Below are 17,269 nucleotides of genomic sequence, written 5' to 3' on the forward strand. Positions count from 1 at the left end.
CGAGGCGCGCCGCTGACATGCGACATGCGGACGGACGTCGATGATTCAAGCGCATCGGCAGCCATGCGAGTCGCTCGACCGCGCCTCCTCGCAAGCTTCCTTTCACACCGCGTTTGCTAGAGTCATCCGGATGTCGACCGCGAATCCCGCCACCGCGAACGCGCCACCGGCCGCACTTCCACCGCCGCCCCTGCCCACCGCCGATGCGCGCTGGGCGCTGTTCCTCGACGTCGATGGCACCTTGCTGGATTTCGTCGACGACCCGTTGGCGGTATCCGCCGGCGCCCCGCTGCGGGAGCTGCTGCACGCGCTGCATCGGGCGCTCGATGGCGCCATGGCGCTGGTCAGCGGTCGTGGCGTGGCTGACCTTGACCGCATCTTCGGCGCCTCGCACTGGGCCGCTGCCGGCCTGCACGGCCTGCAGTTGCGGCGTGCCGATGGCAGCGTTCGCGAGATCGCCACCGACCCTGCGCAGCAGGCGCAGCTGTGCCGCGCCGCGCAGGCGCTGGCCGCCCGTTTCGAAGGTGTGACGTGGGAGGACAAACACAACGGCGTCGCCCTGCATTGCCGCCGCGCGCCCGCGCAGTTCGCGCCGCTGCAGGCGGCGGCCATCGCCCTGCTGCCGCAGCTGCCCGGCTACGAACTGCAGCCGGGCAACCTGGTGCTGGAGTTCAAGCCCGCGGGCATGGACAAGGGCAAGGCGTTGCTGGAGCTGCTGGACAGCGAACCGTTCCGCGGCCGCTTGCCGATCTACCTGGGCGACGACCTCACCGACGAGCATGCTTTTGCCAGCATCAACGAAGGTCATGGCATCAGCGTGCGCGTGGGCAACCGTGAACCCACCCATGCCCGTTTCACATTGTCTGGCCCTGCTGCCACGCAAGCTTGGCTGGATCGCGTCCTGGACGCCCTGATGCAAGGAACCCCCGCCCATGCCCCAATCCCCGGAGGCCACACTGCCCGCCAGCCTTGAGCTCGGCGTGATCGGCAACGGCAGCGTTGCCGCACTGATCGACAGCCACGCGCGCATCGTATGGTGCTGCCTGCCCCGCTTCGACGATGACGCCAGCTTCTGCGCGCTGCTGTCGCCCACCACCGAGGGCGGCGACTGGTCGATCGAGCTGGAGGATTTCGACCACGCCGAGCAGTACTACCTGCAGAACACCGCCGTGCTGGTCACCCGCCTTTTCAGCCGCCACGGCGACGCGGTGGAGATCATCGATTTCGCGCCCCGGCATCGCTCCAACGGCCGCTTCTACCATCCGGTGATGCTGGCGCGCCGGGTCAGTCCGATCAGCGGCTCGCCGCGCATCCGCGTGCGCCTGCGCCCACTGTGCGACTACGGCGCGCGCGTGGCGCCCACCACGTCGGGCAGCAATCACATCCGCTACCTGCTGACCAGCGTGGTGCAGCGCCTGACCAGCGACGTGGCCACGCCGCTGATCGAGCGCGGGCTGGCGTTCGGGCTGGATCGCCCGGCCCATTTCATCTTCGGCCCCGACGAAACCCTCAGCGAAAGCCCCACGGTGTTCTTCCACCTGATGCTGGAGCGCACGCTGGAATACTGGCGCGAGTGGGTGCGCTACCTGTCGGTGCCGTACGAATGGCAGGACGCGGTGATCCGCGCCGCGATCACGCTGAAGCTGTGCCAGTACGAGGCCACCGGCGCCATCGTGGCGGCGCTGACCACCTCCATCCCCGAATCCGCCGGCACCGCGCGCAACTGGGATTACCGCTACTGCTGGCTGCGCGACGCCGCGTTCACCGTGCGCGCGCTGAACCGTCTTGGCGCCACCCGCACGATGGAGGAATACATCCGCTACGTGTTCAACCTGATCGCGGCGCAACCGGACCCGGAAACCGGGGATGCGGAGATCGGGCCGGTGTTCGGCATCACCTTCGAGCGCGAGCTGACCGAGCGCCAGGTGCCCAGTCTGGCCGGCTACCGCGGCATGGGTCCGGTGCGCGTGGGCAACGACGCCTGGCGCCAGCGGCAGAACGATGTCTACGGCTCGGTGGTGCTGGCGTCAGCGCAGTTGTTCTTCGACCGCCGACTGGAGCACCGCGGCGACAAGCTCACCTTCCAGCGGCTGGAACGCATGGGCGCGCTGGCGCTGCGCACCGCCGAGGAGCCGGATGCCGGGCTGTGGGAGTTCCGCGGCCGCGCCGCCGTGCACACCTATTCGGCGGCGATGTGCTGGGCCGCCTGCGACCGGCTGGCACACATCGCCACCGAACTGGGGCTGGACGAGCGTGCGCGCTACTGGCACGACGAGGCGGTGCAATTGCATGCGCGCATCGAGGCGCGCGCGTGGAACGCCGAGCTGGGCCATTTCGTGGATGCCTACGATGGCCATCATCTGGACGCCAGCCTGTTGCTGCTGGCCGACATCGGCTTCGTCGAGCCGATGGACCCGCGTTTCATCGCCACCGTGGACGCCATCGGCGCGGCTCTGGGCCGCGGCGAATACCTGTTCCGCTACATCGCCCCGGACGATTTCGGTGCGCCGGAAACCAGCTTCAACATCTGCACGTTCTGGTACATCGAGGCGCTGGCCGCCACCGGCCGCAGAGACCGGGCGCGGGCGATGTTCGAGCACATGCTGAAGAAGCGCACTGCGCTGGGGTTGTTGTCCGAAGACCTTGCACCCGACAGCGGCGAGCACTGGGGCAATTACCCGCAGACGTACTCGCTGGTGGGGCTGATCCAGGCCGCCATGCGCCTGTCGCGCCGCTGGGAGGATGCCCTGTGATGGCCAACCGCAACACCAAGGGGCGCCTCGTTGTCGTCTCCAACCGCGTGGCCTTGCCGCGACAAACCGCGACCGGCGGCCTCGCCTCCGCGCTGCAGGCGGCGCTGCACGAACTGGGCGGCCTGTGGTTTGGCTGGAGTGGCAAGCTGGCCGCGGAAACCGGTGCCGAGGTGCATCGCCTGCACGACGCCAAGGTGGATTACGCCACCATCGACCTGTCGCGCGCCGACCACGACGACTTCTACACCGGCTTCGCCAACGGCACGCTGTGGCCGATGCTTCATTACCGCCCCGACCTGGTGGATTACCAGCGCAGCCATCTGGAAGGCTATCTGCGCGTCAACGAGATCTTCGCCCAGCACCTGTGCAAGCTGATCACGCCAGAGGACGTGCTGTGGGTACACGACTATCACCTGATTCCGCTTGCCGCGATGCTGCGCCAGCGCGGCGTCAGGAACCGCATCGGCTTCTTCCTGCATACGCCGTTGCCGGCCGCCGGCCTGCTGATCGCCCTGCCCAACCACCGCGAGTTGCTGGAAACCCTGGCCAGCTACGACCTCATCGGCGTGCACACCACCCGCGACCTGCGCGCGCTGGAGGACTATTTCCTGCATGAGGCGGGCGCCTCCATGCGCCTGGGCGGACGCATGCGCTCGGCCGGCGGGCGGATATTCCGCGCCGCGGCGTTCCCCATCAGCATCGACACCGCGGGCATCGCCAGGACGGCCAGCGACGCCGGCGCGCACAAGGAGATCAACCAGCTGCGCACCAGCCTGGATGGGCGCGCGCTGATCATCGGCGTCGACCGGCTGGATTATTCCAAGGGCTTGCCGCAGCGGTTCGAGGCGTTCGCGCGGCTGCTGGAACGCGCACCGGAGCTGCACCGCCAGGTCACCTTCATGCAGATCGCGCCGCCCTCGCGTGGCAGCGTGCTGGAATACCGGCAGATCCGCCGCGAACTGGAACGCAGCGCCGGCCACATCAACGGCAAGTACGCGACGCCCGACTGGGCGCCGCTGCGCTACATCAACAAGTCGTTTCCCCACCGATTGCTGGCCGGCTACTACCGCAGCGCGCGCGTCGGCCTGGTGACGCCGCTGCGCGACGGCATGAACCTGGTGGCCAAGGAATACGTGGCATCGCAGAACCCCGACGACCCGGGCGTGCTGATCCTGTCGCGCTTCGCCGGCGCGGCGCAGGAGCTCACCACCGCCTTGCTGGTGAACCCGGCCGATACCGAAGAGGTGGCCGACGCGCTGCAGCGCGCGCTCAACATGCCGCTGCCCGAACGGCGCGACCGCTGGCGGGCGATGATGAAGGTGCTCGAGCACAACGACATCACGTTCTGGCGCAAATCCTTCCTCAGCGCATTGACCGAAAAAGCGCCGGTGGCGCAACGGCGGGTTGCCGAGACGCTGGGCTGAGCGACGCGCGGTGCGTCAGCCGCGCCTGGATGGTTCCAGCCAGATCAGGCTGGCGAACCGGCCGCTCCCGGCAGCATCCCGGCGGTACGAATAAAAACGGGGGTCGGCAAAGGTGTCGAAGCCGCCGCCGCTGACCTGCCTCACGCCAGCCGCCTGCAGACGCTGGCGTGCCAGCCCGGCCAGATCGCACAACCAGTGGCCGGGACGCGTCGGCTCGAAGCACGCCGAGGCGGCGGCATCGCGTGCCACGAAAGCCGCGCGCACCTCGTCGCCCACTTCATACGACGCCGCGCCGATGCACGGCCCCAGCCATGCCAGCACGTCGCCGCGCGGCGACGCCATCTGCTCCAGCGTCGCCTCCAGCACACCGCCGGCCAACCCGCGCCAACCCGCATGCGCGGCGGCGATTTCACGCCCATCCACGGCGCAGAACAGCACCGGCAGGCAATCGGCGGTGAGGATGGACAGCACCGTACCCGGCACCCGCGACACCGCTGCATCGGCCACCGGCTCGTCGGCGCTGGGCAACGGCCCCAGCTCGGCCACCTCGCTGCCGTGCACCTGGCGCAACCAGCGCGGCGCCGCAGGCAGCGCCAAAGCCTGCTGCAGGGCGCTGCGGTTGGTCGCCACCGCCTCGGTCACGTCGCCATTGCGCAGGCCAAGGTTGAAACGCTCGAACGGCGCCGCGGACACACCCGGCCCATGCCGCGTGGTGACCGCCGCATGCACCTGCGGCGGCGCGGGCCAGTCGGGGAAAATCCAGGATTCGGTCATGACGGCACGGTCCAAAAACAATCTGACATCACGAGCCCTTGCTGCATGACGTTGCTCTGGCCGCTCATGCCGCGCCCTCGGATTGTCCGGCCTTCCGCCGCCGCACCCAGGTAACGAGGCATCCCAGCGCGAAGATCGCCAACAGATAAGTCAACGGCCGAAACGGCACGCTGTAGCGCGACAGCGGGAGTGCCGCCAAATGCACCAGCACGAAATAAGCATGGATGAAAGCTGCCGCCCGCATGCCCATAACGGCTGGCGCGGACAGCCACCGGGTTGCCGCCGGCACAAACGCAAGCAGCGTCCCGACAAGCCCCAGCAGCATCAGCAGCGGATGGAGACCAACCATCACCGACATCAGGGCGATCAAGCCGTGATTGGAGAGCCACGGCGAGCGGTGGACGGGGTACTCGAACAGATTTTTCCAGCCGCTCTGCTCCGTCCAGGCAAACAGCGCCATCGGCTTGCCCACGACATACCAGCGGAGCATTTGCCAGGGATGAGCGCGAAACTTGCCCTCAAGATCGACCAGCGCGGCGCGCACGCTGGACTCGGCTTGCGCCGCCGCCGGATCACCACGGTAGGGATAACCAAAGGTCGCAGGATCGCCTCCGCGCATCATGTCCGGATAGCTGCCCTGATGAATCGTCACCGCCATCGCATGCGACTGCTTCTGGTGCGAAACCTGCGTATTCCGCACCCACCATGGCGTCATCACGGCAACGAAACCGAGCAGGAATATCGATGTAATCATCCACTGGCGCCGCCACGCCGGCACGACGAGGGCCAAGCCGAGCACGACCCAAGCCAGTTGGTCCAGCGTGGGCCGAAGCAGGCAGGCCACGCCCAGGCAGAGGCCGGCAACTGCCATCAGCGCGGCCCGCGGCCTCGGCGACGGCGCCATCAGCCCGCACGCCGCCGCCATCACGAAACCCGTGAGCGCGAGGGAAAACGGCGTTTCTGTAAGCAGGTAGGGCACGTAGACCACCAGATGTGGACTCAGCGCGGTAAGCACCGCCACCGGGATCGCCCACAACCAGCCAAGCAACCGCGCCGCCAGCAGGCCGACGAGCCACACCACGAGCGCACCCAGCCATGCCTGCGCCACGACCACGTGATGGATGAAGCCACCCAGGTCGCCGAGATCGAAAAACGGTGCCAGGAACAGGGGGTAACCGGGCGGGCGCTTGGCGTCCGGCAACAGCTGTCCATTGAACTGGCCCACCAGCACATGGGGGTCGGACGAATACACGCCATGCAAGGTGAGATTGGCCGCATAACTCACGTAGTCGCGGGCGTCATTGCGGATGGGGACGTCAACCTGCGTACCCACCGCTGTCCACCAGCGCAACGCCAACCCCAGCAGGACGATGACGAAAAGCGCGGGCAGGAACCAGCGTGGTCGCGGTACGGCGGCGTTCCCGATGTCAGTTGTCGTCAAGGCTGCATACTCAAGTGTGCTGCCGCACGCACTCGTGGTGGCGTGGGCAGTTGGGAGAAATCCAGGATTCGGTCATTTTTTTGGGATCGACGAGCGTCGCATGCCTTGGGTTTTCTTCCCCGCCTCAGTAATGGTCCGAGCCGTGTTCGGCCAGGTCCGCCCGCAACGCCTCGATCAGCAACTGCAGGTCGGCCGGCCGCTCGGCGCTGAAGGACACCGTTTCACCGGTGGCGGGGTGGCTGAAGGACAGCTTTTCGGCGTGCAGCGCCTGGCGCCGAAAGCCGCGCAGCGTGGCAGCCAGTTCCGCTGAAGCACCCTTGGGCAGCTTCAGCCCGCCGCCGTAGAGCGGATCGCCGATCAGCGGATGCTGGATATGCGCCAGATGCACGCGGATCTGGTGCGTGCGCCCGGTTTCCAGCTGGCACTGCACCAGGCTGTGGGCGCGGAAGCGTTCGCGCAGGCGGTAGTGGGTGACCGCGCGCTTGCCGTCCTCCTCGTCGCGCACGGCCTGGCGCAGGCGGTCGCCCATGCTGCGACCGATGGGTTCATCGACCGTGCCGCCGGCCACCATCGTGCCCAGCACCACCGCCTCGTACTGGCGCTCCACTTCGTGCCGCGACAGCAGGTCGACCAGTGCCGTGTACGTAGGCAGCGTGCGCGCCACCACCATCAGGCCGGAGGTGTCCTTGTCCAGCCGGTGCACGATGCCCGCACGGGGCAGTTCGGCCAGCTTGGGATCGCGGAACAGCAACGCGTTGAGCAGGGTGCCCGCCGGATTGCCGGCGCCCGGGTGTACCACCAGGCCCGCCGGCTTGTTCAGCACCAGCAGGTGGTCGTCCTCGTGCACGATGTCCAGCGCGATGTCTTCCGGCGCGCTGGTGACCTCGTTCTCCAGCTCCGCCTGCAGCACCACCTGCTCGCCACCGCGCAGCAACTGGCGCGGCGGCACCTGGGCGCCGTCGAGCGTCACCGCGCCGGACTTGATCCAGCCGCTGAGACGCGAGCGCGAATAATCGGGGAACATCTCGGCCAAAGCCTGGTCGAACCTGCGTCCTGCGGCGGTCAATGGCACCGCCGCTTCCTGCCTGATGGTGGTCACGCCGGGCTCCGCGAGGCCGGGCCGGTTTCCGCTATCATGCCTTTTCGATCAAACATCTGAATTCTTTCCCATGCGCGTAATGAAGTTGCCGAAGTTCGACTTGCCTGTCCTGAAGGGGCTCGTCGTGATCGCCGTGGTCGTGTCGCTGAGCGCCTGCTCCATATTCCGGAACAAGCATGACTCGCTCGACACGATGCCGGTGGACGCGCTGTACAACAAGGCGCACGTCTCGCTGGAGAAATCCGATTACGCCGCCGCCGGCAAGGCCTTCCAGCGCCTGATCGCACGCTTCCCCTCGGGTGAGTACAACGAACAGGCGCAGCTCGAACTGGCCTATGCGCAGTACAAGGCCAACCGGCCCGACGACGGGCTTTCGACGGTGAACCGGTTCATCAAGACGTATCCGACCAACAAGCACGTCGATTATGCCTACTACCTGCGCGGCCTGATCAATTTCGATCGCACCAGTGGCGCGATCGAGCGCCTGCTCAAGCGCAGCGACCAGCAGTCGCGGCGCGACCAAGCTTACAACCTGCAGGCGTTCGACGATTTCTCCGAGCTGGCGCGCCGCTTCCCGGACAGCGCCTACACCGCCGATGCGCGCCAGCGGATGATCTACCTGCGCAACGTGCTGGCCCAGTACGAGATCAACGTGGCCGAGTTCTACCTGCGCAACAAGGCTTATGTGGCCTCGGCCGATCGTGCCCAGTACGTGATCGAGCATTACCAGCAGGCACCACAGACCGGCGACGCGCTGGCCATCCTCAGCCGCAGCTACCTGTCGATGGACCAGAAGGACCAGGCCGAGCAGGTGCGCAAGGTGCTGGCGCTGAACTATCCCGATCATCCGTATCTGGACGACCCCAAGTGGCCGCACCCGCCGTCCACCTTGCGCAAGATGGTGCCGTTTTCGGGGCATCATTGAGGGAGCGGTTGGGTGAAGGAAAAAAACCGGCGTTGAGCCGGTTTTTTTTGTGTCGGGTGCGGGGAGAGGGGGCGATGGCGGTGGGCGGGATCGCTCCATAGGCATGATCGCAGTCGTCAGCGGTGAGGATGAATGGATTGCGGAGGATTTATCACTTCCATCCGGAAGTGATGGGATACCTCCGCTCCCTTCCGAACGCCCGCGTGGTCACCCGCGGCCCCGGCGCGGACTGGCGGCGCTTGAACTCGTTGGCCAGCACCAGGCGCACCACACGGTGCACGGTGTCGGCGTCGAAACCCTGCGCCACGATCTCCGCCTGCGATTGCTCGCGTTCGATGAAGCGGTTGAGAATGCCATCCAGTTCGTCGTACGCAGGCAGCGAATCCTGATCGGTCTGGTTGTCGCGCAGTTCGGCCGATGGTGGGCGGTCGATGACTTCTTCCGGGATTGGGGATTCGGGATTTGAGATTCGTGAAAGGCCGCCGTCTGGCGAGGATTCGCTCTGCCGAATCCCGAATCCCCAATCCCCAATCCCGGCCTTGTTACGCCAGCGCGCCAACCGGTACACCACCGTCTTGTACACGTCCTTCAGAGGCGCATACGCGCCGCACATGTCGCCATAAAGCGTGGCGTAACCCACGGCCATCTCGCTCTTGTTGCCGGTGGCCAGCAGCAGTTGGCGGTGCTTGTTGGACAGCGCCATCAGCATCACGCCACGGGTGCGTGATTGCAGGTTTTCCTCGGTGGTGTCGGCCGCCTTGCCAGCGAACGCCGGGGTCAGCGCATCCACGAAGGCTTCGTACGTGGCCTCGATCGAGATCACGTGATATGCCACGCCCAGCCGTTCGGCCTGCACCCGCGCACCGTCCAGCGACAACTGCGAGGTGTAGCGCGTGGGCATCATCACCGCGGTGACGCGATCGGCGCCCAGCGCATCCACCGCCAGCGCCAGGGTCAGCGCGGAATCGATGCCGCCGGACAGGCCCAGCAGCACGCCGGGGAAGCCGTTCTTGTCGATGTAGTCGCGAATGCCGCGCACCAGCGCGTGATACAGCGTGGCGTCGGCGCTGGGGTCAGCGGCGAGCGGCCAGTCCTGCGCGGCCAGCATGCGCGTTTCGGTGTCGAACTCCGCCCACAGCAAGGCATCCACGAATGCTGGCGCCCGCGCAGCGATGGAGCCGTCGCCATTGACCAGGATCGAGGCGCCGTCGTAGACCACTTCGTCCTGGCCGCCGACCAGATTGAGATAGGCGATCGCGCAGCCGGTCTCCCGCGCGCGCGCCACCAGCACGGCCTCGCGCTCGGCCTGCTTGGCGTCGTCCCACGGCGAGGCATTGATCACCAGCAGCAATTGCGCACCGGCCGCCGCCGCCTGCGCGGCCGGTTCGCTGCGCCAGACGTCCTCGCAGATCAACAGACCCACGGTGACACCATCGATCACCGCCGTGGCGGTTTCGTGGCCGGGCTGGAAATAGCGCATGTCGTCGAACACGCCGTAGTTCGGCAACGCCTGCTTGTGCGCCGTCACCTCGATGCGGCCTTGGCGCAGCAGGCTGGCGGCATTGAACACTTCGCCTTCGCTGTGCGGATGCCCGACCAGCACGGCGACGTCAGCGGAACCCGCGGCCAGCACCGCCAGTTCGCTCTGGCAGGCCGCCAGGAAACTGGGACGCAGCAACAGATCCTCGGGCGGATAGCCGCTCAGCGTCAGCTCCGGAAACGCCACCAGCGCCGCGCCGCCCGCCGCGGCCTCGGCGGCGAGCTGGCGCACGCGATTCGCGTTGGCAGCCACCGCGCCGACCGGGAAATCCTGCTGGGCCAATGCCAGACGCAACTTTGCCATGGCGAAAAACGTTTCCGGAAAAATGGACGGCCATGGTAATCCATAGCGTTGGTCAAGAACCTTAGCGCAGCTGCGGGATGCCGCGATCGGCCGTCCAAATGGCTGCGGCCCAGCATGCCAAGAGCGCCCTCATCCGCCCTGTCGGGCACCTTATCCCGCGAGCGGGAGAAGGGAATGGTCGTGAGCCTTTCAACCGTGCCGGGAAACAAAAGGCCGCGCAATGCGCGGCCTTTCATCAACAACGTGCCATCACGGCTTACTTCATCAGCTTGGCGAGCGCCTTGCCCAGGTCGGCCGGCGACTTCACCGTGGTGACGCCGGCCTTCTCCAGCGCGGCGAACTTCGCTGCGGCGGTGCCCTTGCCGCCGGAGATGATCGCGCCGGCGTGGCCCATGCGCTTGCCCGGAGGGGCGGAGGCACCGGCGATGAAGGAAACCACCGGCTTCTTCACGTATTCGCCGATGAACTCGGCGGCGTCTTCCTCGGCGCTGCCGCCGATCTCGCCGACCATGATGATGCCTTCGGTCTGCGGGTCGTCCTGGAACAGCTTCAGGCAGTCGATGAAGTTGAGGCCGTTGATCGGGTCGCCGCCGATGCCGATCACCGTGCTCTGGCCGAGGCCTTCGTTGGTGGTCTGGAACACCGCTTCATAGGTGAGCGTGCCGGAGCGCGAAACCACGCCGACCTTGCCCTTCTGGTGGATGTGGCCGGGCATGATGCCGATCTTGCATTCGCCGGGGGTGATGATGCCGGGGCAGTTCGGCCCGATCAGCACCACTTCCGGATGCTGGGCCAGCACGTTCTTCACGCGCAGCATGTCCAGCACGGGGATGCCTTCGGTGATCGCCACGATGGTCTTGATGCCGGCGTCGATCGCTTCGAGGATGGAATCGGCCGCGAACGGCGGCGGCACGAAGATCACCGACGCGTCGGCGCCGGTTTCCAGCACGGCTTCGGCCACTTCGTTGTAGACCGGCAGGCCGATGTGCTCGGAGCCGCCCTTGCCCGGGGTCACGCCGCCGACGATCTGGGTGCCGTAATCAAGGCACTGCTGCGCATGGAAGGTGCCCTGCTGGCCGGTGAAGCCCTGCACGATCACCTTGGTGTTCTTGTTGACGAGTACGCTCATGTTTCGATTGCTCCTCAGGCCTTGGCCGCAGCCACGGCTTTCTGGGCCGCGTCGTTGAGATCATCCGCCGGCGTGATCGCCAGGCCGGAGTTGGCCAGCAGTTCGCGGCCCTTCTCCACATTGGTGCCCTGCAGGCGCACCACCACGGGAATCTTCAGGCCCACTTCCTTGACCGCGGCGATGATGCCCTCGGCAATCATGTCGCAGCGGACGATGCCGCCGAAGATGTTGACCAGGATGCAGTTGACCTTGTCCGAGGAGGTGATCAGCTTGAACGCCTCGGTCACGCGCTCCTTGGTGGCGCCGCCGCCCACGTCGAGGAAGTTGGCCGGCTCGCCGCCTGCCAGCTTGATCACGTCCATGGTGGCCATGGCCAGACCGGCGCCGTTGACCATGCAGCCGATGTTGCCATCCATCGTCACGTAGTTGAGGTTGCTCTGCTGCGCGGCGGCTTCGGCGGCGTCTTCCTGGGTCAGGTCGCGCATCGCGGCCAGGTTCGGATGACGGAACTCGGCGTTGTCGTCGGAGTTGACCTTGCCGTCCAGCGCGGCGAGATTGCCGTCTTCCAGCACGGCCAGCGGGTTCAGCTCGACCAGGGCCAGGTCCTGCTCGTTGAACAGCTTGTACAGGCCCAGCATGATCTTGGTCAGCTGGTTGACCTGCTTGGCGGTGAGGTCCATCGCGAAGCCGAGCTGGCGGCACTGGTACGGCTGCAGGCCTTCGACGAAGTCGACCACGATGGTGTGGATGTCTTCGGGCGTGTCCTTGGCCACCTGCTCGATGTCCACGCCGCCGTGCTTGGAGGCGATGAACGAGACGGCCTTGGAATCGCGGTCGACCAGGATCGACAGGTACAGCTCGCGGGCGATGTCGGTGGCGTCGGTCACCAGCACCAGGTTCACCGGCAGCGCGCGGCCGGCCGACTGGTAGGTTTCCATGTTGGTGCCCAGCATCGCCTTGGCGGCGGCGCGCACGTCATCGAAGCTGCGGCAGAACTTGACGCCGCCGGACTTGCCGCGGCCGCCGGCGTGGATCTGCGCCTTGACCATCCATTGCGTGCCACCCAGTGCCTTGGCGGCATCGACGGCAGCGTCGGGGGAGTTGGCGACCTTGCCCGGCGGCACGGCGATGCCGTATTGCGCGAACAGTTCTTTGGCCTGGTATTCGTGGAAATTCATTCGATACCTCGAGCGAACGGGGGAACATGGTGGCCGCACACGGTGCGGCGGCGTGGGTCACGAAGGCGGAAAGCGGGAAGATCGATGCCGTTGAAACGGGCAAAATCCACGCGATTCGGCCCGCCATTTTCGCGGATGGGGGCCGCAATGGAAAGAGCCAGCCCCCAAAGCGCGGCCTGCGCGGCGCGAAAGCCCCGGCCAGGCCTAGCCGGCAGGGCTCGTGCCGCCCTCCGCGGCCGGCACGTAAACCGCCCCATCCGCCCGCAAGGTGCGCACGGGCACCGCGAAGGTCAGTTCAAGCGCTTCCAGCCGTTGCATCAATGCCAGGTTGATGCCCTGCTGGATATCCATGTAGACGTTGTAGTCGGGGCTTTGCACGATGTGCACCACCTCGAAATCCAGCGAACTGGGGCCGAATCGCTGGAAGTGGGCCCGGTCCAGCCGGGTATTTTCCACGGCGCCGACGATATCGCGCACCGCCTCGACCACCTGCTCGACCTTGCCGCGCGGCGTGTCGATCGGCAAACCGAAGCCGAACACGATGCGCCGCGTCTGCATGCGGCTGTAGTTGCGGATGGTCTGATCCAGCAGCATCGAGTTGCTGATGCTGATCTCCTCGCCGCTGAGCGATCGGATGCGGGTGGTCTTGATGCCCACGTGCGCGATCGTGCCCAGGAAATCGCCGAACTGGATGAATTCGCCGATCTCGAACGGCTTGTCCAGGCCGATCGCCAGCGAGGCGAACAGATCCTTCAGCACGTTCTGCAAACCCAGCGCCACCGCTATGCCGCCAATGCCCAGGCTGGCCACGAACGCGGTCACGTTGACGCCCACGTTGTCCAGCACCGCCAGCAGCAGCAACGCCCACACCATGGTGCGCGCAAACCAGCTCAGCATCGTCATCACGACCGGGTTGCCCGCGCCTGTGCCGGTACGGCGGAGGCTGCTGGCCGTCCATGCGCTGATCGCATGGCTGGCCCACAGCCCCACCTGCAAACCGACGACGAGAAACATCAGGCTGTCGAGCCAGCGCGCCACCTGTGGCGACGGCTGCAGCACATGCAGCCCGATCAGTACGAAAAGCAGGAAAAGCAGGGTGGCGCTGGTCAGTTTGAGTACCGAGGCCATGATCGTCAGCGCGGCGCTGCCGGTGCGCTCGGCCAGTTTGCGCAAGCGGGTCGACACCACGCGCAACACGCCGCGAGTCAGCAGGAAGCCACCCAGCGTCACCAGCGCGGCATAGGCCCAGCGCAATACCGGGATGTGGAAAAACTGATGCCCTGAAAGCCAGTCATGCATGGCGTTCTACCTTGTTCGGGGAGAGGGGGCGGAGCAGCCGGATCAATCACGGCATGCGGTTGCGCAGACGGCCATGCTCGCAAATGCCCGCGCATGGCTCAACCCGCGACGCGGCAGCTGGCGCCTGCCAGTGCATCGAAAAACCGTGTTCCACGCACTGCGCGCCTGGCGCGCGCCGCTTATACTCGCGCAACTGCCACGGAGTGCCTTGCGAATGTCCAGCACGTCACTTTTGCCCGCCTCCAGCGGACCCGCCACGACGTTCTACAACGAACTTACCTTTCTCAACGTTTTCCGCCTGGTCCAGGCGCTGGTCTACATGGGCTTGGCCTTCAGCCCCACGGGACTGGGCTGGCCCAGCGTGCCCGACCCCGCCTTCGCCCACCACGTGGCCGAGGCCTATCTGCTGTTCGCGCTGGTGTCGCTGCTGCTGAACCGGCGCAGCATGCCGCATGCCCGGCTCGCGGTTTCAGTGGCGCTGGTGGTGGATATCGGCGGTGCGCTGCTGGCGATCACCGCGATGCGCGAAGCCCACATCGGCATCGCCATGATGCTGGCAGTGAACCTCAGCGCGGGCGCGCTGATCCTGCCGCTGCGCCTGTCCAGCTTTTTCGCGGCGCTGGCCACGCTGGGCACCCTCGGCCACACCTTGCTGGACACCAGCTCCGCGGGTGCCGGCGACCGCGACCTGCTGGAAGCGGCACTGTTCGGCCTGGCCTACTTCGCCACCACCACGCTGTGCCACGTGCTGGGCCGGCAACTGCGCGCCACCGAGGCATTGGCCGAGCAGCGCAGCACCGACCTGGCCAACCTGGCGCAGGTCAACGAGCTGATCATCCGCCGCATGAAAACCGGCGTGCTGCTGGTGGACGACGCCAACCGCATCCACCAGATCAACGAATCGGCCTGGATGCTGATGGGCAACCCCGGCGCCGACCAGCGCGACCTGGGCCAGCTGGCGCCGGAACTGTCGCGCCGCCTGTATCACTGGATGACCTCGGGCAAGCTGGACGAAACCGCCACCCAGCTGGCCGACGGCGTGCCCGAGGTGGTGCCGCGTTTCTCGCGCCTGGCGCCGAACGACGACTCCCACGTACTGATCTTCCTGGACGACACTTCGCTGCTGTCGCGCCGCGCCGAAGAGCTCACGCTGACCTCGCTGGGCCGGCTATCCGCCTCCATCGCGCACGAGATCCGCAACCCGCTGGCGGCCATCCGCTACTCCGCGCAGCTGCTGGCCGAATCGAAAAGCATGGACAGCACCGACCAGCGCATGGTCGAGATCATCAACAACCATTGCATCCGCCTCAACGAGATCATCGAGAACATCCTGCAGCTGTCCCGGCGCGAACGCTCGCGGCCGGAAACGCTGGACCTGGGCCACTGGGCGCAGTCGTTCGTGGAGGAATACAAGCAAGGCAACGACATCGGCGCCGACACGCTGCGCGCAGTCACCAACAGCGATGTCGAGGTCGCCGCCGTGGCCGACCCGCAGCAACTGCAGCAGGTGATCTGGAACCTGGTGCAGAACGCGCTGCGCTATGGCCGCATGCCCGGCCAGGCGGCGCGGGTGCTGGTGGTGGCGCGTCGTGGCGAACATGGCGTGCCCATCCTCGAAGTGATCGATCGCGGCCCCGGCATCGCGCCGAAAGTGGCCGCGCAGATTTTCGAGCCGTTCTACACCACCCACGAATACGGCACCGGCCTGGGCCTGTACCTGGCCCGGCAGATGAGCGACGCCAACCAGGCCGCGCTGGAATACGTGCGCGTACCCGGCGGCGGCAGCTGTTTCCGGCTGGTGCTGACGCCGCCGGCGCGCAATCCGGCCGACGCGGAGGTAGCCGATCGCGCCGCCACGCGTTGACCTTTCGCCCTGCCCTAGTAACCTGCACAGCACCGTTGCCAACCAAGAAGCCCATGACTGCACAGACCGTTCTGGTCATCGACGATGAACGCGACATCCGCGAACTGCTGACCATCACGCTGGGCCGGATGGATCTGCAGGTTGACGCCGTGGGCACCGTCGCCGACGCGCGACGCGCGCTGGCCGAACGCACGTACGACCTCTGCTTCACCGATATGCGCCTGCCCGACGGCAACGGCCAGGAGATCATCGAGCTGATCGCCGAAACCTGCCCGGACACACCGGTGGCGATGATTACCGCCTACGGCAACGTCGACGCGGCGGTGACCGCGTTGAAAGCCGGCGCGTTCGACTTCGTCTCCAAACCGGTGGACATCCAGATGTTGCGCGGCCTGGTACGCACCGCGCTGCGGCTGGCCGAGGAAAAGCGCAACGGCGGCGGCGCCACCAAGGCCGGCGACTTCGGCTCGCGCCTGATCGGCGACTCGGCGGCGATGCAGCAAGTGCGCACCACCATCGCCAAGCTCGCCCGCAACCAGGCGCCGGTCTACATCGCCGGTGAATCGGGCGTGGGCAAGGAGCTGGTGGCGCGACTGATCCACGAGCAAGGCCCCCGCGCGGCCGGCCCGTTCATCCCGGTCAACTGCGGCGCCATCCCGTCCGAGTTGATGGAGAGCGAGTTCTTCGGCCACCGCAAAGGCAGCTTCACCGGCGCCGGCGCCGACAAGGAAGGCCTGTTCCAGGCAGCGCAGGGCGGCACCCTGTTCCTCGATGAAGTGGCCGAACTGCCGCTGCACATGCAGGTGAAACTGCTGCGCGCGATCCAGGAAAAAGCAGTGCGCGCCATCGGCGGTCGCGACGAGATCCCGGTGGACGTGCGCATCCTCTCGGCCACCCACAAGAACCTGGGCCAGCTGGTTGAGCAAGGCCAGTTCCGCCAGGATCTGTTCTATCGCATCAACGTGATCGAGCTGCGCGTGCCACCGTTGCGCGAGCGTCGCAGCGACGTGCCGCAACTGTCCGGGTTCATCCTGCAGGCACTGGCCAGCAAGAACGGCGGTGGCGTCGGGCAGCTGTCGGCCGAAGCGAAACAGGCGCTGGAAGCCTATGATTTCCCCGGCAACGTGCGCGAACTGGAAAACATCCTGGAACGCGCCATGGCCATGTGCGACGGCGAACGCATCGACGCGGCCGACCTGATGCTGCCGCAGCGGACAGCTCGCCCCAGCCCCGAACCCGCCGCCGAACCCGCGCTCGGCCAGCCGCCGGCAGCGCCGGCACCGGGCGCCGATGGCGGTCTCGACGACTACATCAGCAACCTGGAACGCACCGCGATCATCAAGGCGCTGGAAGAATCCCGCTACAACAAGACCGCCGCCGCCAGAAAGCTCGGCATCACCTTCCGCGCACTGCGCTACAAGCTGAAGAAGCTGGGTATCGACTGAGGCTGGATAACCTTCCCTCCTTCTCGTGGAGGATGAGCCAGAACCCGCCATCTGCTTCGCCCCCTCCACTGCTTGCAAGGGAGGGTTGGGGGTGG

13 protein-coding genes are annotated in these 17,269 nt (G+C 66.6%); 6 read left to right on the forward strand and 7 right to left on the reverse strand.

Annotated features, from left to right (window positions below; genetic code table 11):
- The first annotated feature begins 130 nt into the window (after positions 1 to 130).
- The 3 genes from otsB to otsA are packed head-to-tail and all read left to right on the forward strand — an operon-like array spanning position 131 to position 4,177.
- Positions 131 to 973 (forward strand): trehalose-phosphatase, encoded by an 843-nt coding sequence (gene otsB, locus ASD22_RS09335; RefSeq protein ID WP_056082186.1) that lies wholly within the window; start codon positions 131 to 133, stop codon positions 971 to 973.
- Complete coding sequence (locus tag ASD22_RS09340) at positions 933 to 2,753, forward strand: glycoside hydrolase family 15 protein (protein ID WP_056082189.1); 1,821 nt, start codon at positions 933 to 935, stop codon at positions 2,751 to 2,753. Before otsB ends, ASD22_RS09340 begins: the two co-directional genes overlap by 41 nt.
- Positions 2,753 to 4,177 carry an alpha,alpha-trehalose-phosphate synthase (UDP-forming) gene (otsA, locus tag ASD22_RS09345; RefSeq protein WP_056082194.1) on the forward strand — a complete coding sequence of 475 codons (1,425 nt, stop codon included), beginning with the start codon at positions 2,753 to 2,755 and terminating at the stop codon, positions 4,175 to 4,177. Before ASD22_RS09340 ends, otsA begins: the two co-directional genes overlap by 1 nt.
- 15 nt (positions 4,178 to 4,192) lie before the next feature.
- Here otsA and pgeF read toward each other — a convergent pair whose 3' ends face one another.
- From pgeF to rluD, 3 genes are all read right to left on the reverse strand, one after another.
- On the reverse strand, positions 4,193 to 4,951 hold the full coding sequence (gene pgeF, locus ASD22_RS09350) for a peptidoglycan editing factor PgeF (RefSeq protein WP_056084077.1): 759 nt from the start codon (positions 4,949 to 4,951) through the stop codon (positions 4,193 to 4,195).
- Positions 4,952 to 5,015: 64 nt separating this feature from the next.
- Complete coding sequence (locus ASD22_RS09355; protein ID WP_056082196.1) at positions 5,016 to 6,392, reverse strand: hypothetical protein; 1,377 nt, start codon at positions 6,390 to 6,392, stop codon at positions 5,016 to 5,018.
- 124 nt (positions 6,393 to 6,516) lie between these two features.
- Positions 6,517 to 7,491: a 23S rRNA pseudouridine(1911/1915/1917) synthase RluD gene (gene rluD / locus ASD22_RS09360; RefSeq protein WP_056082198.1), complete on the reverse strand. Its 975-nt coding sequence runs from the start codon at positions 7,489 to 7,491 to the stop codon at positions 6,517 to 6,519.
- 70 nt (positions 7,492 to 7,561) lie between these two features.
- On the opposite strand from rluD, the gene ASD22_RS09365 reads away from it, so the two are divergent.
- Positions 7,562 to 8,416, forward strand: coding sequence for an outer membrane protein assembly factor BamD (locus ASD22_RS09365; protein WP_056082201.1), 855 nt, complete (start codon positions 7,562 to 7,564; stop codon positions 8,414 to 8,416).
- A 151-nt stretch (positions 8,417 to 8,567) separates the two neighbouring features.
- Here the strand turns inward: ASD22_RS09365 and ASD22_RS09370 are convergent, their stop codons facing one another.
- The 4 genes from ASD22_RS09370 to ASD22_RS09385 form a co-directional block, all read right to left on the reverse strand.
- Positions 8,568 to 10,259, reverse strand: a complete 1,692-nt coding sequence (locus ASD22_RS09370; protein WP_056082204.1) for an NAD+ synthase — start codon at positions 10,257 to 10,259, stop codon at positions 8,568 to 8,570.
- Positions 10,260 to 10,515: 256 nt separating this feature from the next.
- Positions 10,516 to 11,388, reverse strand: coding sequence for a succinate--CoA ligase subunit alpha (gene sucD / locus ASD22_RS09375; RefSeq protein WP_056082207.1), 873 nt, complete (start codon positions 11,386 to 11,388; stop codon positions 10,516 to 10,518).
- 14 nt (positions 11,389 to 11,402) lie between these two features.
- Positions 11,403 to 12,566: an ADP-forming succinate--CoA ligase subunit beta gene (sucC, locus tag ASD22_RS09380; protein WP_056082212.1), complete on the reverse strand. Its 1,164-nt coding sequence runs from the start codon at positions 12,564 to 12,566 to the stop codon at positions 11,403 to 11,405.
- A 204-nt stretch (positions 12,567 to 12,770) separates the two neighbouring features.
- Positions 12,771 to 13,865 carry a mechanosensitive ion channel family protein gene (locus ASD22_RS09385; RefSeq protein ID WP_056082215.1) on the reverse strand — a complete coding sequence of 365 codons (1,095 nt, stop codon included), beginning with the start codon at positions 13,863 to 13,865 and terminating at the stop codon, positions 12,771 to 12,773.
- Between the two features lie 214 nt (positions 13,866 to 14,079).
- On the opposite strand from ASD22_RS09385, the gene ASD22_RS09390 reads away from it, so the two are divergent.
- Both ASD22_RS09390 and ASD22_RS09395 read left to right on the forward strand, forming a co-directional pair.
- A complete protein-coding gene (locus ASD22_RS09390; protein WP_056082218.1) occupies positions 14,080 to 15,729 on the forward strand; it encodes an ATP-binding protein in 1,650 nt (549 codons plus the stop codon).
- Positions 15,730 to 15,782: 53 nt separating this feature from the next.
- The gene (locus tag ASD22_RS09395) at positions 15,783 to 17,174 is read left to right on the forward strand and encodes a sigma-54 dependent transcriptional regulator (RefSeq protein ID WP_056084080.1); all 1,392 of its coding nucleotides are present in this window, start codon (positions 15,783 to 15,785) and stop codon (positions 17,172 to 17,174) included.
- The last annotated feature ends 95 nt before the right edge of the window (positions 17,175 to 17,269 follow it).

This window comes from Rhodanobacter sp. Root480, from assembly GCF_001426645.1.
Classification (GTDB): Bacteria; Pseudomonadota; Gammaproteobacteria; order Xanthomonadales; family Rhodanobacteraceae; genus Rhodanobacter; species Rhodanobacter ginsenosidimutans.